The sequence below is a fragment of the Desulfotignum phosphitoxidans DSM 13687 genome (genome assembly GCF_000350545.1).
GTDB classification, from domain to species: Bacteria; Desulfobacterota; Desulfobacteria; order Desulfobacterales; family Desulfobacteraceae; genus Desulfotignum; species Desulfotignum phosphitoxidans.
Genome location: NZ_APJX01000009.1, coordinates 45,320 through 70,123 on the forward strand (window position 1 = coordinate 45,320; position 24,804 = coordinate 70,123).

Genomic DNA, 24,804 nt, shown 5'->3' on the forward strand with positions numbered 1-24,804 from the left:
ATAAGCCGTCGGCTGAAGCGCTGTTTATGCCCCACCATTCAGGCTGTACACCATCTGTGTAGCTGCCCCAAAACCAAGCAGCCAATTTAAGTAGGCGAAATTCTCGGTCTTCACAGGTACAAAGCCGACACGTTCATACAAGCGCCGAGCTGCCAGATTTGTGTCTATGACATCAAGACGAACCGACTGATATCCTTCTTTTTTTGCATACTCTACGAGACTATGCAAAAGCTTGGTGCCAATGCCCCTGCCACGCATCTTGGACGAAACGCCTATTCCATCCATAAGCAATTGGCTCGCGACCTGTTTTCGTTCAAGCAGCGATAGAACGAGGACGGCACGAATTGCACCCCAGTACCCAATCTCCTCCTTCAACACACGAAATAAAATCCCGCCCGTCAGAGATCCTTGCGCCGTCTTGAAGCCGGCGATTCCAACCATTTCACCATCACGTATTGCGACGAAGGAAAACTCTGGATTGAAGGCCGCCTTTAGGACTGCCGTTCGTGAGATCGGGTTGGGCATGGCGATTGCGAGCTTGGCTCCAAACGCTGCGTCGTACAACTCGGCTGCCGATGAACGTAACTCGTCTGGAAATCCCTGCTGGATAGTGATCTCATCGCCCATGGTCTTTGTCTCATTAGGCATAACATAAGATTAAGTGTACTAATGAAAAAAGCAAAGGTTGCTTTTCATGACTATCTAATCTATGTTGCTTGTTTATTGTTATTTGTTTACTATTATTGAATTTAATCATCTATTCACTTTGTAAATGTTCTTCATTGATTAATACGTTCATATTCATTCTTCAAGCAATAGTTTAAAAACCTCATTTCGTATTTTTTTATAGTCCTTTTCAAATGCTGGTTTGTAAGCCGTTCCTAGATTATAGCCTATAAAATAATAGGTGTCGCTATCCGGAAAATACCCCAAAGCACAGCTGGCACCTACGCCAGCGCCAGTATGTCCTATTTCAGGTTTTCCATCGTAAAAAGTTTGATGCACACCTAAGCCGGAACCGTTGGGTTCGTTAGGTTTTTTTTGAATAAAATTGAGCATTTCTGCGGTGGTAGTTTCCGAGAGAATTTGGTTCATCATTAGTTTTTCTATAAAACTGAGATAATCGAGTGGTGTGGCAATGATCCCGTCATCTCCAATGGAGGTTCCCACCAGCGCACGATGCATTTTTGAACAGTTTTCTACTTTACCGTTTCCATATTTATGCCAATAGCCATTGACCAATTTTGGAAGTTCCATAAATCCAGCGGTGTGGTAAAACGTATGATTGAAACCGTGTTTTTTCAAGATTTCTTCTTGAATGTATTTTTTGTGATCGCCTGTTATTTCATCGGCAATGAGAGCAAGTAACAAGTAGTTACTGTTCACATACTTAGTGTGTGACCGAAAACTCAAAACCCCACGTTTTTCATGGGTATAATGGCTAAAATTTGTTTGAAATCTTTACTTGAAATTGAATTACTTGTTGATTTTAACTGATTACTATGTTAATATAACCAATTAATAATTAAAGAGATTTTAAAAAATGAGAGTCATAGAAAGCAGTTCAAATTTCAACACCCCAACAAAACTTCGAGGTTGTTTTGCGTAAAATTTTTGAACCACAAATGACATTCGGGCAGACCCCTATCGACCAAATCAAACTTGACATGAGAGCCAGGGATGAAATTCCCAAGCTACTTTTGGGGCTCCAGCATATCTATTGCGATCAAGAACTTCGAGAAAAAGTTTTTGTCATCCTCAAAAATGTGATTCCGGAAGACACCGACTCCAAAAAATGGACGTCCGGGAATGGACCTGTGGAAAATTCTTGTGATGGGCACCATACGGCTCAATTGCAATTGGGATTACGATAAACTCCGGGAGATGGTGAACAACCACAGAACATTGAGGCAGATGCTGGGTCATGGCATGATGGACGATGACATAACCTATCCGCTCCAGACCTTAAAAGATAATGTCAGGCTTCTGACACCTGACATTCTTGATAAAATCAACACCCTGGTTGTACAAGAAGGTCATAAACTTCTGATGAAAAAAAAACTTCGGACGAAGAGGTGTTGATGGGACGGTGTGATTCATTCGTTGTTGAAACCGATGTTCATTTTCCCACAGACATCAACCTGCTTTTTGATGCAGTCCGAAAAATGATTCAAATTGCCGCTATTATCAGCCAGGGCATTGGAACGAGTATGTGGCGGCAATCAGCATATAATATCAAAAAATTTAAACGGCTGTATCGGATAGTTCAGCGATTGAAACATTCCACATCCGCGGATGAAAAGAAAAAGGCCAAAAGAGCCCGGCAGATCATGGATGCACACAAAGCTTATATTGAACTTGCTGAAAAATACATTTCAAAAGCGGAATTGACCATTGAAATGACGGAGTCCTCCGATATTATGAATGAAGCCCGAGTGGAAGAGTTGCAAACATACATCAATTATGCGCTTTGGCAAATTGGCCTGATAAAACGCCGGGTTTTGCAGGATGAAAAGATCCCACATAAAGACAAGATTTTTTCAATTTTCGAACCCCATACAGAATGGATTTCAAAAGGCAAAGCCGGTGTTCCCCAAGAATTGGGACTGCGGGTATGCATCCTGGAAGACCAGTATGGGTTTATCCTGCACCACCGGGTGATGGAGCAAGAAACCGATGATAAAGTGGCCGTTGCAATGGTAACGTCGGCCCAAAACAAATTTTCTGGTCTCAAGGGATGCAGTTTTGATAAAGGGTTTTATACACCTGGTAACAAAAAGGACCTGAAGGATACATTGAGCATTTTGGTGCTCCCGAAAAAAGGCAGATGCAACAAGGCTGAATTTGAAGAAGAAACAGCAGACGATTTTATTCGTTTAAAAAGAAAACATTCAGCGGTGGAATCGGCCATAAACGGGTTGGAAAATCATGGTCTGGACAGATGCCCGGATCATGGCATTCAAGGATTTAAAAGATATGTAGGTCTGTCTGTTCTGGCAAGAAATCTCCAGATTATGGGTCATCATATACAACAAAAAAGGCTGAAGCAGCTGCAACGGTCTGAACAGCGAAAAGCCGCGTAAAAAAAGGCCGTCGCATCAAAAAGTAGCACGTCAAACACTACAGGTGTGTCCAAAAAATGGGAAAGTCGTTAAAAAACGACAAATATTGAAGCACTTTGCCAGGTTTGTGATAGCAGGAAAAACATTAATTGGAAATTATGTCAGGCATCGGCCTCGGAAAATCCTAAAATAGGGGTTTCCGGTCAGCCACTACTTATATCCTTCAGAGGGTTTGAAATAAACAGGCTTATTGCTTATGTAAGGCAAAAACTCCATCGGCTCGAACTGATGCAATGGATTCCGCAGGTAAAAATCTATAAAATCGGGTTGACTGGTATATTCTGCTATACCTGATGTATGGTTCAATAGCATTCGGACTGTTGCTTGTTGGGTATTTCCAATATGTTGAATAAGTGTATCTGGCAAATAGGTGTCAATCGTTGCATCAAGATCAATTTTGCCTTCTTGGTACAGCAATAAAATAGCCGTAGCCATGTAAGTTTTTGCCACGCTTTGTCCAAATTGTAAATGGCAGAGTTCCATAGGTACGCTCTTTTCTGTTTTGGCGTAACCAGCAGCAGCAGCCCAAATGCCAGAACTATCTTTTATGGCGATGACTGCACCAGGTATATCAAGTGCTACTATCTCCTCTAACTTTGCTTGTAGCTTTTCGGCTTTTGGGTGGCTTTTATTTATTTTATAAGAAGAGCTACATGTCTCTGTGGGGACTTCCATGTTCAGGGGGTGGCAAGAGAAGATACTTAAAGCTAGAAGTGCTGCTAATTTGTAGATAGTGTTTTTCATAAATTATTCGTTATCAACCTCTTTAAAATACTTGGGTCTCCAAACAAGTTCTTCAAAAATGATGCGAAGTTTATCTTAAATATTCTGCATTTTTTTACATTTTGCAACAAAGCTTAATCCCATGAAAACTCAACCATTCTTGCCCTATCATGAATTCCTTCTGGCCTCAACTGTATTTATCGTGTCGGCAAAACACGCCGGCATAAATTTCATTCCCATTACATGAATTTATCCAGCCATACATATGTTTCAGCGATCCAGAAGATCCCTGACAATTATTATTTTTGTTCTGCGATTTTCTTACATTTGCTCAACGACAGTAATTTTATGGAAAACCGGCAGCTATTCGGATCTGTTTATGACAGACGTGTGATGGTCCTTGCAGACTGTCGTGCCGTCTCTCAGAAATAGGGGGCCAGACCCGGGTTCACCCGCTCGAATCCCTTGACTTCAGCAAGCAGATCATCCGCCGGGTAACCACCCGTCCGGTTTGCCGGCCTATTTGCGGATGATGGTTCCCACATGTTCGCCGGCCAGGGCTTTGGTGATGTTGCCTTCCTTCATTCCGTTGATCACCTGGACCTGTTCGATCACCTCGCTGTTTTTGATGATTTCCAGGCAGGGGCGCTCGATGACCAGGTCATCCTGGTCTTTTTCCATCAGTTCCGCCACCGTGATGTCGGGAATGAATTCGGCATCCGGGTTCTTTTTCGGGTCTTCGGTATACAGCCCGTCCTCATCCTTGACAAACAGGATTCGTCTGGCCCCGATCAGGTCCCCTAAAATCACCAGGCCCACATCGGTGCGATGGGTGGGAATCCGGCCTTTTTCCGGCTTGATGGCAAAATAGTCATAGGGCGGCATCCCGTGCATCACCGGAATGATGCCTTCCGCAAAATAGGTGGGCAGTTTGACGATATCGCTGTGGGAAATCTTGATCCCGCCCCAGGGAGACAGCAGGGTGGCGATCATCAGGGCATTCTGATCCGAGATCATGCTGCCGAAACGGGCGATCACCCCTGTGGGCATCCCCATTTCCAGTCCAATGGTGTAAATGTGCCGGCTCCGGGTGCCGCCGCCCGTGGTGATCAACATTTTATGGGAGGTCCGGTTGGCCACGATTTCCTTGAGTATGGCCGGCAGGGCTTTCACGCCCCGGTCACAGATGGACTGGCCCCCGATTTTCAGGATCGCCACATCCGGATACAGCCGCTGCTGGGGCGCGACTTCCAGTTGATCCAGAAACGTTTTGCTGACCAGGCTCTCGCCCATGAGCCGGCTTTTGACATGCAGCCGTTTGCCGTCCTTGTCTCTTACCAGTGCCATAATCGTCCGCCTTTCATGGAAATTTATTGTTTGTCGGAAGTGCCCTCTTGTTTAGATCCTTTTCTCAGATGAACCAGTTCCGCACCGGTTTCCTCGGCAAGGTGGGTCAGTTCGCTGAGCCGCAAATGGTCTGAATAGACTTTCAAGTTGCAGTCCAGAACCGCCACGACCCGGAACCGGGGCTTTTTCTCTCCATCCTGCACATTTCTTCGTTCTCTGTAAAAAATTTTTCCCGGCATACCCCATCCCTCCATTTTTTAAGTTTTTAATTACCCATTAATTTATGTATTTTTCATCAGAATTCAACCACAAATCCATTCCTCTCTGTCCGGATATGGCGGGTGCAAGAGTCTTGTTTGAAAATCTATCTATCTTCATTGTTCTCAAAATAGTGTTTGCAGCGGGTTTTTACATTTGCCTTAAGGTTGCAATACCAGAGTGAGTAATCAAATTTATGATATACCCCCGGGGGGAACGCGCCAATGTCCAGCTTTTCAGGCAGGATGGTGACCAGGGCACCTGTTTTTTTTTATCTACACGGGCACCTGCGTAGTGTGGCATCTCTCGTTCAATGTGGCCGGTGGTGGTATTGAAAAAGACGGTGCCAAGATTCAAAAGCTTATCTGCCGGTGTTTCATCCGTTGCCCAGTTCAGCGGATTAATACAAAATGCGCCTGGCAGTAATACAGGAGAACCAGTTGCCCTTGGCGCCTGAGTATTAAATGAAATAATTACGCCGGTATCGGTCGCTAGCGTTGCGGGCTTCATCCAGGGATAAGCTGCAAAGTCCTCTGGCGTTATCGAATATCCGATTAAATATGCAGCCACCAACTGGTTCTGTAAACCCGGTCTTTTAAATTGCTCCCGCATCAGTTGAATCAGAACCATCGACCCCTGACTGTGACCGGCAAGAATAAAAGGACGTCCCTGATTCAGATTTTTGAGGAAATAGTCAAAAGCACGTGAGACATCCGAATATCCGATTAGAAAATATTGGTTTTTATACATGTCTTTTTCAGGATCCAGCTTGGCAAATGACATCTGCCGGTAGTAGGGGGCAAAAACATTTGCACTTTCTGAATACACGCTGGCCTGGGTATCAATAAGATTCTCGGCCGCACGCCTCAACACCGCATTATTTATATCCATGTTTGCGGGTGAGTCGTCGGCATAAATCGTTGGATACACATAAAAAACATCTATCGGATTGTCCGGTGTTGGGGTTTGGATTACCCAGGAAGAGGCCTTCTGGTAATCCGGGGCCTGAGAGATTTTCCCTCCAGGATCGATTGTGGATTGAGGAATTGTTCCGCATCCCCAACACATCAATGCCATTAAAATCAAGGAGAGCAATATCAAATGTCTTTTCATTGCCTGCTTATACATTCCCAATTTTTTTATGTGTTGATAATTCATGTGTGTCTTTCCTTTCCAATTCTAACAAGCTCATGTGTGATTCAGCATACCCTATATGAAAAATTATCTGTATATTATCTAAAATGAAAGCCGTGCAGAAATGTTTATCACATTGATATCTGAATACCCAACTTTTTTCGAATTTTAAAATAGAGTAAATAAACCAGATCAGCATTTACTTACAATTTTGTAAAAAAACCGGCGGCCATTCGGATCTGTTTATGACAGACTTGTGACGGTCCTTGCAGACTGTCAAGCCGTCTCTCAGAAATAGGGGGCCAGACCGGAGGTCATCCGCTCTAATCCCTTGACTTCAGCAAACAGATCTTCCGCCGGGTAATCACCTGTCGTGTCTGCGGGGCTGCCTGATTGAGGGTGAATAAAACGGCGGGCAAATTCCTGTATCCGGTCTCCCTGCATCCGGATACCCGGGTGGGCCGGATATTTTTCAATCACCACCTTTTTTTTGCGGTTCAAAGGAATTTCTTTGAAAGAATGTCTGAAGGACACGGATGATTTCAGGGAGGTGGCCGTGTAGGCAACCGTCAGGGTAACACCGGAAAAATCGATACAGGGCCAGAGACTTGCAGCGAAGAACAGCTGGTCGTAGGTTTTGGCCAGCTGCCAGAGATCAGTGTCTTTGGCTTGTGACAGAAGCTGGTGATGGATCGCCAGAATGGCCGGTTTTTCCCCGGTGATCCCCAGGGTCCGGATATGTCCGGTGGCCGTGATATCCTGATGCGGCAACTTGACCCGCAGGGCGTTGCGGGTAAGTGCCCCGGCCCGCTGAAACCGGTGGCGGAAGGCAAAGGAACAATAATTGATGGGCAAAGCGATGTTATTTTCCAAAGTATACCGCATCAGTTCCAGGGCGGTCAGCTCGGTCTCCAGGACCGTGACTTTGGGGCCGTGCACAAACGTATATCCCCGCTGGATCAACTTTGGCAGATTAAACGGCGTACATCTGAGCTGGTGAAGATTCAGAAAATTCACCCCTTCATCATACAACTGGCGGATCACCTGCCGGGTGTTTTCCAGATCTTCCGGGATGGCCGGGATCTCCACGGTAACACAGGGAATGATGCCTATCGCTTTTTTCAGGGCATCCAGGCGGTAATGGTTGGCACTGATGTCAAACCGGATTTCATCCAGGCCGTTATCTGCCAGGATTTTCAGTTTGTCTTCGGTCACCAGCAGACCGTTGGTGTACATCCATATATACAGAGGATCCGTGATCTTCGCCCGCAGGGCCTTGAGATACTGCACCACCCGTTCAAAGGTCATGAGGGGCTCCCCGCCGCTGAAACTCACGGCCCGGATTCCAAAGGCCCTGACATAATCCACATAATCATTGGGGGTTTTGAACTCCAGGGAACTGGTCATGGGCAGCCCTTTTTGATTCTGGGTGGACGGACAGTAAAAACACCGGGCATTGCATATGCCGTTGATGAACAGGCAGGACCAGTCTCCGTTGCCGCAGAAATTGCATCCCGGTGAAATGCCGTGGGTCAACAGCTTGGTTTGGGCAAACCGCCATTCCGGCCCTTTGCCCGGGTGTTCAAAAATTTGTGTTAACAGATTTTCCCGGACCCGGGATGCCGCGTCCGCCGATTCCGGGGACAGCCAGGTCATGGTGTCATAGGCATCTGCATACTCGTTTTTGATTCTTTGGATGGTGCCGGCCATATCCATTTTTGCCATGGGTGTGTCAACCTTTGTTTCAGGTAAAGGTTGTCCTCATTAGCACAATGTATGCCGCACCGGACAAAGACATAGAATATCTTAAAAAAACAGATGGATAGATAAATATTTCTCTCTGGCGTGCAGATGGCGTACAGACAAAAACCAGACACCCCAGGACCTGTATCAGAAAAAAAGGAAAAACAATGTCTGATTTATGGGATATTTTTGTGAATCACCACCTCATCCACGGGCTGCTGCATCAGATCAAACGCGGTGAACCGCAGTGTGGTTTCATCCACGTCAATGGTATGAAACAGCATTTCTTTTGACCCGGTTCTGGCCATGAGATGATCATACCGGTCACTGACCGGATAAAACTTGGGCCCGCTGTTGGAAATGATGTACACCGTCCCTTTTTCATTGCCGGTCACGGGCTGGTGGTTTTTTAAGGCTTTGGTGCGGGCGTATCCATGGTCATGGCCCTGGAGCACCAGGTCCACGGCATACCGGTCAAAAATCGGCACAAGTATTTCCTGGATGGTGGTGTCATGCCGGCGGGTAGAAATGGGATAGACCGTTTGATGGATGGCAACAATGGTCCAGTCGGCGGTGTTCCGGGACAAGACGGTTTCCAGCCATTCAGCCTGGGCATCCATCGGCTCATTGCCGTTGAGAATGATGAAGCACACCCCCTGGTAAGAAAGCCAATACACAGTTTCCTCAAGACCTGGCGGGCCGTTGTCCGGCAACGTGAAATGGGGCCGCCACAGCGGGGTGATCCGTCGTTCATCTCTCGGGATGATCCGGGGATCCGGATATTCATGATTCCCCGGCACCGGCAGCATGGGAAAGGTTTTCGGCATCCAGGAAACCGCCTCAAAAAACCCGGCCCATTCCCGGTCATCCGGTCCATTGTCCATCATGTCACCGGCAAACAGCCAGAATGCCGCATCCGGCACTGCCATAACGGCCAACCGGAACAGCTGGGATCCCAGGGCCGCGACCTGTTCCTGGATATCACCGAAAAAAACAAACCGGAACGGGTCATTCCGGCCGGATGCGGTTTTGAACCGACTCCATTCGCTCCAGTGCGGATCATTCCCGACCCGGTAGGCATATTCCGTGCCCGGAACCAGTGATTCAAACACCACGGATTGATGAAACACATCCAGTGATTCATCAATTTCTATCTGGCAGGTATCCGCCTTGACTGTGACCGCATGGGATTCCGCCTCCAGCAAATGGGATACCGGCACAATCTGAGCGGCCGGGATTTTGCCTTTTTCTTCGGACCGCCACGTGACCGCCTGGGACAGGTGAGGGGTCTGGGTGAGATTCAGGACGATCCGTTCCGGAAAGGAATCTGCTGCCGCCGGGGTGTCTGTAAATCCCGGACCTGTGAAAACCAGCATCAGAAACCATGCTGCGATGATCCGTCTCAGGGGTATGTTTTCAAATCGTTTCATTTGTCCTCCTTTACCGGGTGTCCAAAGCCTGACGCATCCCCTGGTTGCTCAAAATGTTTTGCACCATCTCATCTGTCAGAACCAGATCAAAAAATCGATGGTAAAATTGTTTGATCTCTGTTTCAAGATCAATGTCGGAAAACAGCTCCGGATAAACGGTTTTGGCGGTCCACAGAATGGCCAGGGGTGTTTCCAGGCTGCCGGGATGCCCCCACCGGGAAATGCCCACAGGGATGGGAAACACGTTTTTTTCCCGGACCGCTTTGACGGCACCCCATTTTTTGTCCTGCAAAATCTCTTGATCCACCTCGGCCTCGTTTACGATGATCACCTCCGGGTTCCAGATCAGAATCTGTTCCATGCCGGCAAAAAATTTGTCTCCCCTGGCATGCAGCCGGTCTCCCACAGATACGTTGACAACCCCGGCCGCCCGGGTCCAGTCCGCTTCAATGGTTCCGGGGGCATCGGTTCTGAGGGCTTCATTGACCGAATGATACAGCCGTACCCGCTGATTTTCCGGTATTTTGCCGGTGCGTTGCGTCACGGTATGGATCATGTTCCGGTAATACTCGGTATAGGCCCGGGCCGCATCATACCGGCCGCAGATTTTTCCCATCATCTCGATGGTGGTCATCTGTTCTTCCATGTTGCGGTACCCCGCCACAAAATATGGCAGTCCGAATCGTTCCAGTTTCCGGGTTTCCGCTTCCGCCGCTGCGGTTTCCGGTTTGAGAAATACCATATCCGGGTCCGCCTTCAACAGGGTTTCTATATGAATGACGCCGCCTTTGGCAGGGATGGGCAAAGCATCGATACCCGGCATCCGCTGCCGGATCAGCCGGTCTTTTTTCAGCCCGTCCACCACCGCCACCATATCACGGCCCCTGCCCAGAAGCGTGACCACATGTCCGGTGAATGCGTACAGACAGGCGAACCGATCGGCCGGCCGATCCAGTGTCAGGGTCCGGCCGAAAAAGTCCGTGACCGTCACAGCCTTATCTTCTGTTGTGACAAAATCGGTTCCGGCTGCCGGGCCGGCCTCTGCCACCGCAACCGGCAGCAGCAGGAAAACGAGCATCCATATCCGATTCAGGGTAAGTTTTTTCATGCAGATCCGTCCGTTTCAAGGTCCAGGGTTTTAATTGGGATAATCTGTTTGATCGGTCCTTTTCCCGGCAGGGTATGGGTCATCACCAAAGTCTCGATGTGGTAGAACCGGGCCAGGTTTTCCTGTGTCAGCGCCCTGGAAGGCGTGCCCGACGGCTTCACGCTCTGATTTCCCATAAATGCCACATTGACCGGAATGCCGGCATTTTCAAAATAAAAGGCATGGTTGGGAAAATGGGTGGCCATCACCAGAGTGATCCGGCGCTCCCGGATCAAGCGGGCCAGGGTTTCCAGAACGATGAGTTCATACCGGAAATCCAGGTGAGACGTGGGTTCGTCCATGACGATCACCGGCGTCTCCTGAATCAGAGCCCTCATGATCATCACCAGCTGGGTCTCTCCCCCGCTCAACCGGGTATAGTCCCGGTGCATAAGGTGGGACAGCCCGAACAGTTCCAGAATTTTTTTGGCTTTTTCAATGTCCGGTTTTCCCGGTGAGGCATAAAAAGCGGTATAGGGGGTTCTTCCCAGCAGCAGCAGGTCCAGCACGGAAAATGAAAAATGCCGATCATGCTTCTGGGGCACATAGGCCATGACCCGGGCGGTTTCTTTGGGAGAGTGCCGGGGCCGGGATTGCCCCATCAAGCACAGGCGGCCTTTGTTCAAAGTGTGAATACCCAGCATACAGTCGATCAGGGTGGTTTTCCCGCATCCGTTGGGCCCCAGCAGGCAGAACACCTCGCCCCTGGCAATTTTCAAATTCACCTGCCGGAAAACCGGTATCCGGCCGAAAGAAAACGCCGCGTTTTTCATTTCAATCAATGTCAGGGCTTGATCAGCTGCCATCACCCTACCATTCCCGGCCCCGGGTTTGCCTGAGCAGATAAATGAAAAACGGACCGCCCAAAAGCGATGTCAGAATCCCCAGGGGCATTTCACTGGTACTGATCAGGCGGCTGATATCATCCACCAGGATCAGAAACGCGGCTCCCATGCAAAACGCCACCGGTATCAATGCCTTGTTATCGTTGCCGATGATCATCCGGCCCATGTGCGGGACCACCAGCCCCACCCATCCGATGACACCGCTCACACACACGGCCCCGGCAGTGGCCAGGGTGGCGCAGACAATGATGAAAATCCGGTTGGCAGTGACGTTGAGGCCCAGAGAATGGGCTTCCCGGTCTCCCATGGCCAGTACGTTCAGGCGCCAGCGGATGACCATCAGGCCCAGGGAACCGGTCACCATGGGAATCCCGGCGGTGAGAATATGGTCATATTCAGCCCGGGACAGGCTGCCCATGAGCCAGAACACAATGGCCGGCAGTTCATCATACGGGTCTGCCAGATATTTGAGCAAAGAGATCAGGGCGGAAAAAATCGATCCCACGATCACCCCGCCCAGCACCAGGGTGATGGCCTGGGTGGAAGCGGTGAGCCGGCCGATGAAAAAGCACAGCAGCACTGCCAGCAGCCCGAATCCAAAGGCAAACGGATATACATACCCATACCGGTCAAACAAAATCAGGGCCAAGGCCGCCCCGAACCCGGCCCCGGAGCTGACCCCGAGCATGCCGGAACTGACCAGGGGATTGCGGAACAAGCCCTGAAACGCGGCCCCGCTCACGGCCAGGCTTCCTCCCACCAGGGCGCCCAGAATGATCCGGGGCAGCCGGACATGCACGATCACGCTGAAATGGGTAGGGTCCATACCCTGCCCGGTCCATGCCGCCGCCGCCAGTGCACCGATATCCCGGACCGACACCGGATACCGGCCCAAAAAAACGGAACAGGCACCCAGCACCAGCGGCAATACGGCCATCAGCCCATACCAGAGGGTCCGGTGCCGCCGGAAGGATCTCAATACTGTTTCGCTTCCTTTTTGGTAATGGTGCGGTACGCAATGCCCGGGCATGCCGTATCATTGCAGGGGGCCACCACGATGACCTGCCGGTAGCCCATGCGCACGGTTTTGGTTTTTTCAGATCCCATCCTGACCCGGGCATCCAGTGCCAGATCATGCCCATCACAGGTGACCAGGGCATCCACAAAAGGATATTCGCACAAAGCCGCAACACTGATGATATCCCCGGGTCGTCCCAGGTGGTACCATCCCCGGTACCGGCCGTCATTTCCCGAAAGCCGCAGCCCGATGCCGGCCAAAGCCCCGACCACCCCCTGGCCGGTGCCGCCGTGTTCCGTCAGGTGGACCCCGGTTCTGGCGGCCAGAGAATACGCGTCCAATTTGGTCAACACCCGGCTTTTGGCAGCTTTTCCAAAGGCCGCGAGGCTTTCGCCGTCCAGGGAATCAGACAGCTGTACCACACACAGACCGGGATCAGACCCTTTTTCCGTACGGGTTTCCAGAAATGTCCGAAACAGGGACATGACCGCATCATAATTCTGCGGTTCCAGGGTCATTTCAAATCCCATGGCGGAGTTGTGGGACGTATAGGGAATATCATTGTGCACAAACAGCTGGTGCCGGCTGATGGCCGAGGTGGCGGCCAGTTTCTCCGCCGCCAGGATATTGCAGAGATCTTCCACCAGCCAGCCGGTGCCCCGGGTCCCGGGCATGTCCGTGTCATCGATGCACACCATGTAGTTCATCTCGCCCTCTCCATCAAAAGGTCATCCGGATACCGGCATATCCGGTGCGGCCGGCCTGGGGCAGCCCATAGGATTCTTCATAGTTTTCATCCGTCAGGTTATCCAGCCCCAGATAGAGAAATACCGAATCCCTGTAAACTTTCTGCTCCAGTTTTACATTCACCAGGGTATAGTCCTTGAGTTTGCCCTTGTCAAAGTTATCGGAATAGTAATACTGGTCGGCCGTATGCAGGATATCTGCATGAACTCTCAGGCCGAAATCCCATGTATATCCCACATCCAGCGTGTATTTATGGGCCGGGCGGTACTGCAGCTCATCGCGTTTGGCGCCTGCGGATTTATCCTTGGTGTCCAGATAGGAATATCCCAGGCCGATGGTGCCGGTGGCGAGAAAGGGTTTGAACAGATAGATCTCAAACCCTTTGAAATCATAAGCTTCCCAGTTTTTATACAGATCCGTGGCATCATTTTTTTCAATATACTGGGACACTTCGTTTTTAAATACGGCCAGATCCAGAGTCATGTCTTTGAACATCCGCTGGGTGATGCCGGCTTCATAATTTTTGGATTCTTCAGGTACCAGATCGGCATTTCCGGAACTGGGATCATACAGCTGCTTGATATCCGGAAACCGGATCTTTCTGGCATAGGAGGCTCTCAATATGGTGCTGTCGGTCAGATCATAACTCAAACCGGCCATATAGCTTCCCTTGTCCACATCACTGCCCTCATCTTTGGTCTGCCAGTGGTGGCTGTATCCGGCTGTGACCCCGAGCTTCGACAACAAGCGGACATTGTATTCCAGTGCCGCTGAATACATGTCCAGACCATGATCATAGTAATAGGCGGTGGGGGACGCGTTGTCCTTGTCCACATTTCTGAAATCAGATGTGTAGTCACTGGCCTCAGTGGAAAGCGCCAGCACCGCATTGCCGGCGGTTCCGAAATTGGCACTGGTCTGAAAGGCCGCCCCTTTTATTTCTGTTTCATCGTTGCTTCGATAGGTGTTTTTCTTGGTCATGGTACTGTAGGTATCATCATCATACCGGGCATTTTCCTGGTCGTTTGTGTTGGCAAACACCCAGCCTCTGAAACCAAACATCCCTTTGGGGGTGTAACTCATGGACACCTGACCGGACAGGGTTTCCAAATCTTCCGTTCGGTCGTATTTGGGTTTTTTGTAGAATGGATCTTTCTTGTCATCCACAGTCATGGGCGGTGTGCCGTATTCTCCGGTGGTCCGTTCCAGTGTCAGACCGATTTCCATTTCGTCATTCATCTCATACACCAGATTGCCAAACAGACTCAACCGCTCACTGTCGCTGTTGTTCCGTTCATTTCCATCTTCCTGACTGGTGGGATCGAAATTGTCTGACACGTGAAACCCGTCGGACTCATAATTGTTGACGGCACCGAAAAAACTGACCTTATCATTGCCGCCCCCCACATTGAGTTTGGTGTAATGGTTGCCGTGCTCATCCATCTCTGCGGACACATCCCCGCCAAGCCCGGTCGTGCCCTGTTTGGTGATGATATTGATGACCCCGGCAAGCCCGCCCTGGCCGTACAGCACGGAATGGCCCCCATAGGACACCTTGATTTTGGCAATATTTTCCGTGGAGATCATGTTGGGATCGAACTGGCTGTCATAGGTGGAGTTCAAGGGGATCCCGTTGAGCAGCAGAATGGTGTGCCGGCTTCTGAATCCCCGGATATTGACCCGGGGGACCCCTTCGCCGCCCCGCCGGATATCCACTCCCGGCAACAGTTCCAGGGCTTTGGCCAGGGTCAGGGCATGCCGTTTTTCAATGTCTTCTGCCGTGATCTCCACCGTTTTGACCGGGGTATTTTCCGGACTGTCTGCCGAAACAACCACTTCACCCAGAGAATAAACCGTGGTTGATGGTTGTTTTGCATCTTCGGCAGCCATTGCCAGAGACATACCGACATAAAGCCATAAAACAATGCCGAATACATACCATTTTTTTGGTTTCATTTTTCCTTCCTTTTTGATTTTTCGTTCAACAGGTCTTGATTTTGGCCACAATATAGCTATTTACCGCACAGGTCAACCAAAAAGTTGTTCATGGTTTGTTTGGGTTATTTATGCAAAACTATTTCTGATTTATTGACAAAAACAACCTGAATCTATATATCTACGGCATTATGAAACCAGGAACCATGATTTATCTTTCTATTGTTTTGCTCATCCTCTGGCTGTGTCCTTTGACGGCACTGGCGGAAAACCGGGTGGAAAACGACCTGAACAAAGACGGCATCATCGACCAGGTGCTGATTTATGATAATTCAGGCACCATTCGCCAGGTGGATATGGATCAGAATCAGGACGGTTTTTTTGAAAAGCACCAATTTTATACCAGGGGAGTGCTTTCAAGGATTGAAAGGGATACAACCGGCGATCATCACATGGACTGCACGGATTTTTTCGAAAATGAAAAAAGGGTTCGCCAGGAAAAACGCGATACAAAGGGAAACCTGATCCAGGTCGCACTGTTTGCCGACGATGGGCAGATCCAAAAAATTCAGAAAGATACCACCGGGGACCGGCGGTTTGACACCCTTTTTTATTTTGAGACCGGCAGGCTGATCTCCAGCACCAAAGATACCGACGGCAACGGCACGGTCAATATCACCACCTTTTATGACAATGAGCTGCCGGTCCGGCAGGAAGTGGATGAAAACGAAAACGGCACCTTGGACCGGATCGTTTTTTTCGACACCCAGGGACAGATTCAAAAAATACTGAAAGACCCCTATCAAAAAGACCGGTATCAGACCACCCTGATCTTTGAAAACGGGCAGATGAAAACCCGGGAAAGGGATTCAAACAAAAACGGCAAACCAGATGACATCACCTGGTTTGAAAAGGAACAGCCTGTGGCACAGAAGCAGGACACCAATTTTGACGGCCGGTTCGACATCATCACCCGGTTTTCAAACGGGGTGGTCCAGTTCCAGGAAAAAGACTTGGATTTTGACGGCGTCTCTGATTTTTTCGCCGATTTCGACGACACGGGAAAAGTGTTGAAAACCCGGGAAGATACCAGTAGAAACGGGCAGATCGACCGGATCAGGCATTATCGGTCCGGGACCCTTTACAAAGTGGCACATGACCATGACGGGGATGAATTTTTTGAAGCCGTATCGTTAATGGAAAACGACCGGATCGTAAAAAACCTCATCGATAAAAACCGGGACGGGACACCGGATGTGGCGGTGTTTTTCAATGAAAACCAGCAGAGAGACCGGTTGATCAGCGACACTGATTTCAATGGAGCATCCGATACCTGGCAGTATTACACCGAAGATGTGTTGATCCGGGTGGACAAAGATGAGAACGGGGACGGAAATGTGGATCACAAAGTGTATTACAAAAACGGCCAAAAAACGCATCTGGTCCGGGATACCTCTTTTGACGGATATTTTGACACCACCCAGCGATATGATGACCCCAAATGGTCTTTGATCGTGACCCAGGATGTCAGCCAGAACGGGCAGCCGGATATCCGTTCTTTTTTCAAAGGAGAAGTGCTGCGGCGAAAAGAAGTGGATGAAACCCTGGACGGCAACCTGGATCTGGTGGAGACCTATGACGAGGACGGGGACCTGAAAACCCTGGAGGAACGCAAACAGGGCACCCCCTGGCTGACCTGGTATTACGCGCCCGGCGAAATCCTGGTCCGGGGGGAGGAAGACAAAAACCAGGATGGTGTGGTGGAGATCTGGTATCTGTACGAAAACGGCAGGCTGGTCACGGTCAAGGAAGACACCACCCTGGACGGCAAACCGGACCTGTGGGAAACCTATGATGAAACCCAGGCCATGGTGAAACGCGAACGGGACCTGGATTTTGACGGGACCCCGGATTTTGTGGAAACGATAGACCAAGCTGAAACCGATTCCTGATCAGCTGAAAGGAAAAAAGAGACACTGATGCTGGCATTTTTATCCAAAGGCGGGATTCTGGTGATCCCCATATTGTTCTGCTCTGTTCTGGTTCTGGCCATTTTTTTTGAACGCATGATCCGGTATGCGGTCAACCGGCGGCGGGGAAAGGAAATTGAACTCAAAATCGCTGATCTGGTGGCCAAAGGCATGGAAGAAGATGCCCTGACCCTGGCCGGACAGAGCAACTCACCCATGGGCCGGATTCTTGAAAAAGCCATTCAGGCAAGGGACCTGGACAAGGACACCCTGGAATCGGTGATTGTGAACGCCACGGAAAACGAGGTCCGGGATCTGTCCGCCTATCTCCAGGCCCTGGCCACCATCGGCAATATCGCGCCGCTGCTGGGGCTTTTAGGCACCATCATCGGTATGATCAAGGCGTTCATGGTGATTCAGGACATGGGCGGCAAAGTAAATGCCGCGGTTCTGGCCGGCGGCATCTGGGAAGCCATGCTCACCACGGCGTTAGGGCTGGCCGTGGCCCTGCCCACCATGGTGGCCCACTCCTATCTGCTGTCCAAAGTGGACAAATACGAGGCCAGGCTGCAGAACGGCTCGGTCCTGTTTTTGAAAGCGGTTGCCGCAAAGGACCGGTAAGCATGCTGAAATTTAAAAAACACACCCACCGGTACCAGATCCAGGCACCCCTGACCTCCCTGATCGATATCGTGTTTCTGCTGCTGATCTATTTTCTGCTCACCACCAATTTCATTGTGGAGGAAGGCATCAAGATCAAACTGCCCCAGGCCACGGCATCAGCCCCCCAGATCAAACAGGAGATCACCGTGTTTGTGGACAAGGAAGGCACCGCTTACATGGCGGACCAGAAAATCCCCATGGACCAGCTGTATACCCGGCTCAAAGAAAAAATCGGCAATGATCCGGACCGCCTGGTCATCGTCAAGGCGGACAAGACCGTTATCCTGAACAAGGCGGTGAAGGTCATGGACATTGCCAAGGCAGCCGGAGCGGCCCGGTTGAGCCTGGCAACAGAAAAAGGGCTCTGAGTCAAGGGTATGGCACAGCACTCCCATATGTCTGTCAACTGGCTGCTCCATGGATTCATCCTGGTTTCCTTTGGCATCCATGTCCTGATTTTTCTTCACATGGCAGGCATCTATGAAAACCGGGCCATGTCCTATATTGAACTCACCATGCAGCAGGTGTCCAAACCATCCACCCGGGATATTCCCTCTCCCCGGAACCGGCGAAAACAGGTCCAGAAAACCGAAGTGACGCCCATTGACCCCAAACCGTTTCAGGTCCCGAAAATGAAACTGGACCCGGTGGTGACCCGGACACCCACCGTGACAAACGATCAGATTCCGCTGCCCCAGATACCCGACACCGTGAGTGCGGCATCGGTGCCGGTCACCGGAATCCACCCCCAGCCGGAATCCGTGGTGGATACCACGGATGTTCAGACACAATTCACCACGGCCCGGGACTATTTTGAAATGCTGAACTTACGGATTCACAGCGTCAAAAAATATCCGGAATCGGCCCGATCCCGGCATATTCAGGGGCGGGTCAAGGTCAAATTCGTGCTTTTGGCGGATGGTTCCCTCAAAGATGTTCAGGTGGTGAAAACTTCACGGCACAAAAACCTGGATGAAGCCGCGGTCAATGCCGTCAAAAAAGCGGCCCCGTTTCCCAGGCCCCCGGCTTCTCTTTTTAAAACCCCGGTCACGTTTCAGGTCCACATCCTGTTTGAACTGGCCTGATTGCAATGCATCGCTGGGAATACCCAAAGGAAAAATTTCCATTATGAAGACACCCTGTCTGTTACAAAAAATCCTTGTATTCATCATTGCCACATGTCTTTTTTTCATCCCCCAGCTGTTGCAGGCCAATGCAGGCAATGAACGGATCATCACGGACATGGCAGGCCGAAAAGTTGCAATCAAAGGCCCGGTCCAGCGGGTGGTCACCACATTCAAACCGGCCAGTCTGTGTATGTTGTCCCTGGGTCTGGCCAACACCCTGGTGGGCGTGGACAACTCAAGCCGAAAAGATCCATTGCAGGTATCGGTCTGGCCGGATATCCAGCACCTGCCAGGGGTCGGTACCAAATCCATGGGCATCAACCTGGAAACCCTGGTGTCCCTGAAACCGGATCTGGTGATTTTCTATTCCCAGAACGACGGCCTGCCTGCCACGGAAAAACTTACGGCCATGGGGATCCCCTGCATCGTGATTCTTCCGGAATCCTTTGACAGCATTTTGCAGGCCATGGAAATCATTGCCCGGGCCATGGGAAATTCCCAGCGGATCTCTTTTGTCCGGGATCAGATGGATGCGGTGCTGGCGCTGGTGGATGACCGGCTGGCAGATCTGCCCGGGTCCCGGGAAAAAACCGGGTATTTTGCCTCCACCCTGGGACTGTTCAGCACCACCACCGGGAGTATGCTTCAGGATGAGATTTTTGCCCGGGCAAGGATCCGCAATGTCTCGTCCCATTTGACCGGATATTTTCAGGACATCTCTCCGGAACAGCTGGTGGAATGGAATCCGGACATCATGGTGCTGTCCCAGCACATGAAAAAAAGTCAGGTCCGGCTCCTGGATCTGGCGCCCTTACAGGGGATTTCCGCCATATCCCAAAACCAAGTCTATCGATGTCCTTCCAGCCTGGCCCCATGGGATTTTCCATCCCCTCTGGCCGTACTGGCCACGCTCTGGGTGGCCCAAAAAGCCTATCCGGAACAATTTGCCGATATTGATGTGCTTGCCCAGGCCGATGCCTTTCACCGGAATCTGTATGGAAAAACCATGACGAAAATGGGCGGTGCGCTTGAAGACGCGATTGACTGAATGAGCCCATCCCGCGCATCCGGCCGATTGCTGGGACTGCTGGGCCTTTTTCTGGCGGCGGCCCTGGTGATCTCCCTTTTTTCAGGCCGGATTCAGATCCACTGGCAGGAGATGGTCTCCTTTGGCCTCCACCTGTTAAAAGGGCAGGATCTTCCGGCGGATTTGGTTCACAAAGAACTGGTTTTTTTATGGATTCGTTTACCCCGATGTCTCATGGCCCTGCTGGTGGGATCGGCCCTGGCCGTGTCCGGGGCCGTGTACCAGGCCCTGTTCCGCAATCCCCTGGTATCTCCGGATATCCTTGGGGTCTCTGCCGGGTGTACGTTCGGGGCGGCCCTGGGACTGATCCTGGCTTCGGATGTTTTCGGCCTGGTCCAGGTGTTGTCCTTTTTTTTCGGGATTACTGCCGTGTGCCTGAGCCTGGGCCTGGCCAGGGCGATTTCCATCAAACCGGTGATCGTACTGGTTTTAGCCGGTATCGTGGTGATGTCGTTTTTCAATGCCCTGCTCATGGTGGTGAAATATTTTTCAGACCCTTATGACGAGCTGCCCGGCATCATCTTCTGGGTCATGGGCAGCCTGAGCCGGGTCTCCTGGGAGCATGTGGCAACCATGGCGCCGTTCACCCTGGTCGGACTGATTGTCTTCATTGTGCTGGGATTCCGCCTCAACATTCTGTCTTTGGGCGATATCCAGGCCAAGTCCCTGGGCATGAATCCCGGACTGTTCCGCTTCATCCTGATCACGGTCAGCTCCTTTATGGTGGCAGTGTCCGTGGCCTGCTGCGGTCAGATCGCCTGGATCGGCCTGGTGATTCCTCATATGGCCCGGTCTCTGGCCGGACCGGAACACCAGAAAATGATCCCGGTCACCGCCCTGCTGGGCGCCATCTTTCTTTTGCTGGCGGATTCCGCGGCCCGGAGCATCTCTTCGGCGGAGATTCCCGTGGGCATCATCACGGCACTTACCGGGGCCCCGATTTTCGGGTATTTTCTGTACAAAAACCGCAACACCGGATGGATCTGATGCTTTCCTGCCGCCAACTCGGGTTCTCGTATGGGGCGGTGCCGGTACTGAAGGATATCTGTTTTACCGTGGAAAAAGGGCGTTTCTGCGTGGTGCTGGGCAGAAACGGGTCCGGAAAAACTACCCTGATCCACTGCCTGAACCGGATTTTACACCCCACCCAAGGCCAGGTCTTTATTAACGACAAAGACATGACATCCCTGTCCAGAAATGAAATCGCCCGGACCGTCAGTCTGGTGCCCCAGGAACACATGGAAATCTTTCCCTTTCGGGTCATCGACGTGGTGGTGATGGCCAGGGCCCCGTTTCTGGGAACGGCTGCCGCTCCCAAACCCGGCGATTACAAAATGGCGGAAGACGCGCTGAAACAATTGCACGCCTTTCACCTGGCGGATAAAAATTTCAACCGGATCTCCGGGGGAGAACGCCAGATCGTGCTGCTGGCCCGGGCCATTGCCCAGAACGCCCGGATCATGCTCCTGGATGAGCCCACCAATCACCTGGACTTCAACAACCAGTACCATCTGCTGTCCGCCATCAAAGAGCTCTGCCGGTCAACCGATTTGTGCATTGTGGCCTCCATGCACGACCCCAATCTGGCATCCCTGTTTGCCGATGAAATCATCATGCTGAAAAACGGCCGAATTCTATATCATGGGCCGAATCAAAAGGTGATGACACCCCAAAACATATCCGCTCTGTATGATGTCGATACCCGGGCGATTCCAATCGGAGACCGGAAACAACTGTTTTTACCCAAACAAAAGATGGGATCTTCTGATACTTAAAATATTTGTTATTTTTGGTTATTTTTGGTTATTTATAAAAATTATAAGATTTATTTAAAAAAATAGTTGACAAATGATAACCTAAAAGATAGGTTGTTTTCACAACGGGATAAATTGCGGTCCCGAAACCATGTTAGTGGATAATGTCACAGGATAAATTTATTGTTTCCTTATAACAATCCCCATCTCCTTGGCACGCATTATCCAGCCGCCTGTTCTGCCCCGGACCCTGGCAGGACAGGCGGCACTCTTTTTGGCTTCTGATTCCTTGATTCCTTTGTTTTTGGATCTTTACAAACATGAATCCCCCTTATATGATAATCGCATTAATATTGACCTGAAACAAAGGGGCCTGGAAATGGGAGAACTGTATACGACCAAGGAAATTGCCAAGTTTTTAAACATCAATGAAAAAATGGTGTACTCCCTGATCTCGGAAAAAGGGCTGCCCGCCACCAAAGTCACCGGCAAATGGCTGTTTCCCATCAACCTGGTCCGGCAGTGGGTGGAGGCGGGCACGGAAAATTACCCCCAGTCGGCCCAGCTGCCTCCCTATCACGGCCTGGTGCTCATTGCCGGCAGCAATGATCTGCTGCTGGACAAACTCATCGCCACATTCAACATCAAACATGAGCACCACATGGCCATGTTCGGCATGGCCGGATCATTGGGCGGCCTGAACGCCCTGAAACAGAATCTGTGCCACATCGCGTCCAGCCATTTGATCGGGGAAAATGATGAATATAATTTCCCTTTTCTCAAAGACGATATGCATCAGCCGCCGGCTGTGGTGAATTTCTGCCGGCGGGAACAGGGCATCATTCTCCAGAAGGGAAATCCCAAAAATATCCGCACCATCACAGATCTTGGCAAACAAGGGGTCCATATTGTGAACCGGCAGCTGGGAACCGGTACCCGCAAACTGTTTGACAAACTGCTGGAAGAACATGACATCCAGGGAGAAAATCTTCAGGGATATGACACCCTTTTGTCCCGGCACATGGACGTGGGCCTGGAAATTCTGAATGGAAACGCAGATGCCGGACCGGCCATCCGCCCGGTGGCCAATATCCTGGGACTGGATTTCATTCCCGTGTGCTGGGAGCGATTCGACCTGCTCATCGCCAAGGACAAATTTTTCGAACAGGGCATCCAGTTGTTTCTGTCTCTGCTGAAAGGAAAAGTCATTGTGCAGACCGCTGAAAAATACGGGGGGTATGACCTGTCCATGACCGGAAAAATGATCTATCCCCCATCCTGAGCCGGCAGGCACAGAACCAGGCACAGACACACCAGCGACACCAGAAACACGAGCAGAAATGTGCTCCATACGCCCTGGGCCACGGCTGTCTTTAAAACCGCTTTGGCCGCATCCGGAATCTGGGCCTGAAATTCCGGGCGAAACAGGTTTTCCATGTTTTCCTTCAACTGGACCATCAGTTTTTCCGGCAAAGACACTTCCACGGTTTCCAGCCGGTTCAGCAGCTGATGCGTGACCATGCCGCCGCTGACGCCCACCCCTAAGGTGCCTCCCAGGGTCCGGGCAAACTGGTGGGAAGATGTCGCCACCCCCAGATCTGATGATCCCAGGCTGTTCTGAACCTTCAGCAGCGTAGCCAGGACCACGAAACCCATGCCGAACCCCACCACCTGAAACACCAGAAAACTGTGAACCATGGATGTGGCGGTGGAAAATCCCAGGGTCAGTCCCGTGCCGGCCGCCAAAAGAATGCCGCCGGCCAGGGCTGCGGTTTTCTGGGTGGTCAGGTGCATGACTCTTCCTAAAATCAGGGAGCTCACGGACCAGCCCAGACTCAAAGACAGCATGGCCATTCCCACCTGCAACGGGGTATGACCCAATGCGCCCTGGAGAAACAGCGGGGCATACCCGAACAGGGAAAACATGGAAAAACTGGCACAGAACCCGGCCAGGTTCCCCATGGCAAAGCCCCTGCGCTTGAAAAACCGCAGATCCAGAATGGGATCATCCGCCCCCAGTTCCGCTTTAACAAACCAGATGCCGAACCCAATGGAAGTGACGGCCAGCAGTGCTGACGGCAAAGAGATCCAGGCGATATCCCGTCCCCCGATCATCACCAGGGTCAGCACGGACATCAGAAACCCGGTCAGCGACACCAGCCCGGACCAGTCCAGCGAAACGTCCTTCTTTTTTTCCCGGAACTCGGTCAGATACAGGGCAATGCCGGCCAGCGACAGCAAGCCCAAAGGCAGATTGATGAAAAAAATCCATCGCCAGGAGAAAAAACTGACCATCACCCCGCCCATGGTGGGACCGATCACCGATGCCACCCCCCAGATAAAAGAAGCCAGAGAAAGGGTTTTGGCCCGCTGTCCTTCCGGTGCAGCTTCCGACAGTACCACATACACCAGAGCGAAAATACCGCCGGACCCGATGCCCTGAAACACCCGGGCTCCCACCAGATATCCCATGGACGGGGCCGCGCCGGCAGCCAACGAAGCCAGAATAAAGATGCTGATACTGACCAGCAGCAGCTGCCTGACGGCAAACAGATCCGACAGTTTGCCGAAGATCGGCAATGCCACGGCCCGGGCCAGAAAATAGGCCGTATACACCCAGGCATACAGGTGCAGGCCGGAAAGTTCGGCAATAATGGTGGGCATGGCCGCTGACATGACCAGGGCATCCAGTGCCCCCAGAAACAGGGCCAGCAGCACGGCGCTGATCAACCAGGTCTGATTCATATTTATCCC

At 51.0% G+C, this 24,804-nt stretch carries 22 protein-coding genes and 1 pseudogene; 9 read left to right on the forward strand and 14 right to left on the reverse strand.

Going from position 1 to position 24,804, the window contains the following annotated elements:
* Positions 1-24 precede the first annotated feature (24 nt).
* Both DPO_RS17670 and DPO_RS17675 read right to left on the reverse strand, forming a co-directional pair.
* Positions 25-627, reverse strand: coding sequence for a GNAT family N-acetyltransferase (locus tag DPO_RS17670; protein WP_006967626.1), 603 nt, complete (start codon positions 625-627; stop codon positions 25-27).
* A gap of 174 nt (positions 628-801) precedes the next feature.
* Positions 802-1,413 carry a serine hydrolase domain-containing protein gene (locus DPO_RS17675; RefSeq protein ID WP_051069396.1) on the reverse strand — a complete coding sequence of 204 codons (612 nt, stop codon included), beginning with the start codon at positions 1,411-1,413 and terminating at the stop codon, positions 802-804.
* A 188-nt stretch (positions 1,414-1,601) separates the two neighbouring features.
* Here DPO_RS17675 and DPO_RS17685 point away from each other — a divergent pair.
* Positions 1,602-3,083, forward strand: a pseudogene (locus tag DPO_RS17685) (ISNCY family transposase).
* 189 nt (positions 3,084-3,272) lie between these two features.
* Here the strand turns inward: DPO_RS17685 and DPO_RS17690 are convergent.
* The 11 genes from DPO_RS17690 to DPO_RS17740 form a co-directional block, all read right to left on the reverse strand.
* On the reverse strand, positions 3,273-3,866 hold the full coding sequence (locus DPO_RS17690) for a serine hydrolase domain-containing protein (protein WP_006967630.1): 594 nt from the start codon (positions 3,864-3,866) through the stop codon (positions 3,273-3,275).
* 498 nt (positions 3,867-4,364) lie between these two features.
* Entirely contained in the window at positions 4,365-5,192 is an 828-nt protein-coding gene (locus DPO_RS17695) for an amino acid kinase family protein (protein WP_006967632.1), read from the reverse strand.
* Positions 5,193-5,215: 23 nt separating this feature from the next.
* Positions 5,216-5,431 carry a hypothetical protein gene (locus DPO_RS17700; protein ID WP_006967633.1) on the reverse strand — a complete coding sequence of 72 codons (216 nt, stop codon included), beginning with the start codon at positions 5,429-5,431 and terminating at the stop codon, positions 5,216-5,218.
* 169 nt (positions 5,432-5,600) lie between these two features.
* A complete protein-coding gene (locus DPO_RS17705; RefSeq protein WP_006967634.1) occupies positions 5,601-6,608 on the reverse strand; it encodes a DUF3089 domain-containing protein in 1,008 nt (335 codons plus the stop codon).
* 264 nt (positions 6,609-6,872) lie between these two features.
* The gene (locus DPO_RS17710) at positions 6,873-8,309 is read right to left on the reverse strand and encodes a radical SAM protein (protein ID WP_006967636.1); all 1,437 of its coding nucleotides are present in this window, start codon (positions 8,307-8,309) and stop codon (positions 6,873-6,875) included.
* 194 nt (positions 8,310-8,503) lie between these two features.
* Positions 8,504-9,757 carry a purple acid phosphatase family protein gene (locus tag DPO_RS17715; RefSeq protein WP_006967637.1) on the reverse strand — a complete coding sequence of 418 codons (1,254 nt, stop codon included), beginning with the start codon at positions 9,755-9,757 and terminating at the stop codon, positions 8,504-8,506.
* A 10-nt stretch (positions 9,758-9,767) separates the two neighbouring features.
* Complete coding sequence (locus DPO_RS17720) at positions 9,768-10,865, reverse strand: ABC transporter substrate-binding protein (RefSeq protein WP_006967639.1); 1,098 nt, start codon at positions 10,863-10,865, stop codon at positions 9,768-9,770.
* Positions 10,862-11,710 (reverse strand): ABC transporter ATP-binding protein, encoded by an 849-nt coding sequence (locus DPO_RS17725; protein WP_006967644.1) that lies wholly within the window; start codon positions 11,708-11,710, stop codon positions 10,862-10,864. The genes DPO_RS17720 and DPO_RS17725 overlap by 4 nt, the downstream gene beginning before the upstream one ends.
* 4 nt (positions 11,711-11,714) lie before the next feature.
* The gene (locus DPO_RS17730) at positions 11,715-12,728 is read right to left on the reverse strand and encodes a FecCD family ABC transporter permease (RefSeq protein WP_006967649.1); all 1,014 of its coding nucleotides are present in this window, start codon (positions 12,726-12,728) and stop codon (positions 11,715-11,717) included.
* Positions 12,725-13,474: a hypothetical protein gene (locus DPO_RS17735; protein WP_006967651.1), complete on the reverse strand. Its 750-nt coding sequence runs from the start codon at positions 13,472-13,474 to the stop codon at positions 12,725-12,727. Before DPO_RS17735 ends, DPO_RS17730 begins: the two co-directional genes overlap by 4 nt.
* A 13-nt stretch (positions 13,475-13,487) precedes the next feature.
* The gene (locus DPO_RS17740; RefSeq protein ID WP_006967652.1) at positions 13,488-15,470 is read right to left on the reverse strand and encodes a TonB-dependent receptor plug domain-containing protein; all 1,983 of its coding nucleotides are present in this window, start codon (positions 15,468-15,470) and stop codon (positions 13,488-13,490) included.
* 185 nt (positions 15,471-15,655) lie between these two features.
* On the opposite strand from DPO_RS17740, the gene DPO_RS17745 reads away from it, so the two are divergent.
* The 8 genes from DPO_RS17745 to DPO_RS17780 all read left to right on the forward strand — a co-directional run bounded on the left by DPO_RS17745 (position 15,656) and on the right by DPO_RS17780 (position 23,332).
* Positions 15,656-17,401, forward strand: coding sequence for a hypothetical protein (locus tag DPO_RS17745; protein WP_006967653.1), 1,746 nt, complete (start codon positions 15,656-15,658; stop codon positions 17,399-17,401).
* Positions 17,402-17,428: 27 nt separating this feature from the next.
* Complete coding sequence (locus DPO_RS17750; protein WP_006967654.1) at positions 17,429-18,040, forward strand: MotA/TolQ/ExbB proton channel family protein; 612 nt, start codon at positions 17,429-17,431, stop codon at positions 18,038-18,040.
* Positions 18,041-18,042: 2 nt separating this feature from the next.
* On the forward strand, positions 18,043-18,450 hold the full coding sequence (locus DPO_RS17755) for an ExbD/TolR family protein (protein WP_006967655.1): 408 nt from the start codon (positions 18,043-18,045) through the stop codon (positions 18,448-18,450).
* A 9-nt stretch (positions 18,451-18,459) separates the two neighbouring features.
* A complete protein-coding gene (locus DPO_RS17760; protein WP_006967656.1) occupies positions 18,460-19,167 on the forward strand; it encodes an energy transducer TonB in 708 nt (235 codons plus the stop codon).
* Between the two features lie 43 nt (positions 19,168-19,210).
* Positions 19,211-20,257: an ABC transporter substrate-binding protein gene (locus tag DPO_RS17765; RefSeq protein WP_006967657.1), complete on the forward strand. Its 1,047-nt coding sequence runs from the start codon at positions 19,211-19,213 to the stop codon at positions 20,255-20,257.
* Positions 20,258-21,283, forward strand: a complete 1,026-nt coding sequence (locus DPO_RS17770) for a FecCD family ABC transporter permease (RefSeq protein WP_006967658.1) — start codon at positions 20,258-20,260, stop codon at positions 21,281-21,283.
* The gene (locus tag DPO_RS17775) at positions 21,283-22,071 is read left to right on the forward strand and encodes an ABC transporter ATP-binding protein (RefSeq protein ID WP_006967659.1); all 789 of its coding nucleotides are present in this window, start codon (positions 21,283-21,285) and stop codon (positions 22,069-22,071) included. Before DPO_RS17770 ends, DPO_RS17775 begins: the two co-directional genes overlap by 1 nt.
* A gap of 358 nt (positions 22,072-22,429) precedes the next feature.
* Positions 22,430-23,332, forward strand: coding sequence for a helix-turn-helix transcriptional regulator (locus DPO_RS17780; RefSeq protein WP_040012067.1), 903 nt, complete (start codon positions 22,430-22,432; stop codon positions 23,330-23,332).
* Here DPO_RS17780 and DPO_RS17785 read toward each other — a convergent pair.
* A complete protein-coding gene (locus DPO_RS17785) occupies positions 23,317-24,795 on the reverse strand; it encodes an MFS transporter (RefSeq protein ID WP_006967661.1) in 1,479 nt (492 codons plus the stop codon). The genes DPO_RS17780 and DPO_RS17785 overlap by 16 nt on opposite strands.
* Positions 24,796-24,804: the final 9 nt, after the last annotated feature.

Coding starts and splice junctions, on each gene's coding strand:
- DPO_RS17755 (WP_006967655.1), top strand. CDS start 18,043: ATGCTGAAATTTAAAAAACACACCCACCGGTACCAGATCCAGGCACCC.
- DPO_RS17775 (WP_006967659.1), top strand. CDS start 21,283: ATGCTTTCCTGCCGCCAACTCGGGTTCTCGTATGGGGCGGTGCCGGTA.
- DPO_RS17725 (WP_006967644.1), bottom strand. CDS start 11,710: ATGGCAGCTGATCAAGCCCTGACATTGATTGAAATGAAAAACGCGGCG.
- DPO_RS17700 (WP_006967633.1), bottom strand. CDS start 5,431: ATGCCGGGAAAAATTTTTTACAGAGAACGAAGAAATGTGCAGGATGGA.
- DPO_RS17735 (WP_006967651.1), bottom strand. CDS start 13,474: ATGAACTACATGGTGTGCATCGATGACACGGACATGCCCGGGACCCGG.
- DPO_RS17765 (WP_006967657.1), top strand. CDS start 19,211: ATGAAGACACCCTGTCTGTTACAAAAAATCCTTGTATTCATCATTGCC.
- DPO_RS17715 (WP_006967637.1), bottom strand. CDS start 9,757: ATGAAACGATTTGAAAACATACCCCTGAGACGGATCATCGCAGCATGG.
- DPO_RS17750 (WP_006967654.1), top strand. CDS start 17,429: ATGCTGGCATTTTTATCCAAAGGCGGGATTCTGGTGATCCCCATATTG.
- DPO_RS17710 (WP_006967636.1), bottom strand. CDS start 8,309: ATGGCAAAAATGGATATGGCCGGCACCATCCAAAGAATCAAAAACGAG.
- DPO_RS17695 (WP_006967632.1), bottom strand. CDS start 5,192: ATGGCACTGGTAAGAGACAAGGACGGCAAACGGCTGCATGTCAAAAGC.
- DPO_RS17760 (WP_006967656.1), top strand. CDS start 18,460: ATGGCACAGCACTCCCATATGTCTGTCAACTGGCTGCTCCATGGATTC.
- DPO_RS17745 (WP_006967653.1), top strand. CDS start 15,656: ATGATTTATCTTTCTATTGTTTTGCTCATCCTCTGGCTGTGTCCTTTG.
- DPO_RS17780 (WP_040012067.1), top strand. CDS start 22,430: ATGGGAGAACTGTATACGACCAAGGAAATTGCCAAGTTTTTAAACATC.
- DPO_RS17740 (WP_006967652.1), bottom strand. CDS start 15,470: ATGAAACCAAAAAAATGGTATGTATTCGGCATTGTTTTATGGCTTTAT.
- DPO_RS17785 (WP_006967661.1), bottom strand. CDS start 24,795: ATGAATCAGACCTGGTTGATCAGCGCCGTGCTGCTGGCCCTGTTTCTG.
- DPO_RS17705 (WP_006967634.1), bottom strand. CDS start 6,608: ATGAATTATCAACACATAAAAAAATTGGGAATGTATAAGCAGGCAATG.
- DPO_RS17720 (WP_006967639.1), bottom strand. CDS start 10,865: ATGAAAAAACTTACCCTGAATCGGATATGGATGCTCGTTTTCCTGCTG.
- DPO_RS17770 (WP_006967658.1), top strand. CDS start 20,258: ATGAGCCCATCCCGCGCATCCGGCCGATTGCTGGGACTGCTGGGCCTT.
- DPO_RS17690 (WP_006967630.1), bottom strand. CDS start 3,866: ATGAAAAACACTATCTACAAATTAGCAGCACTTCTAGCTTTAAGTATC.
- DPO_RS17670 (WP_006967626.1), bottom strand. CDS start 627: ATGGGCGATGAGATCACTATCCAGCAGGGATTTCCAGACGAGTTACGT.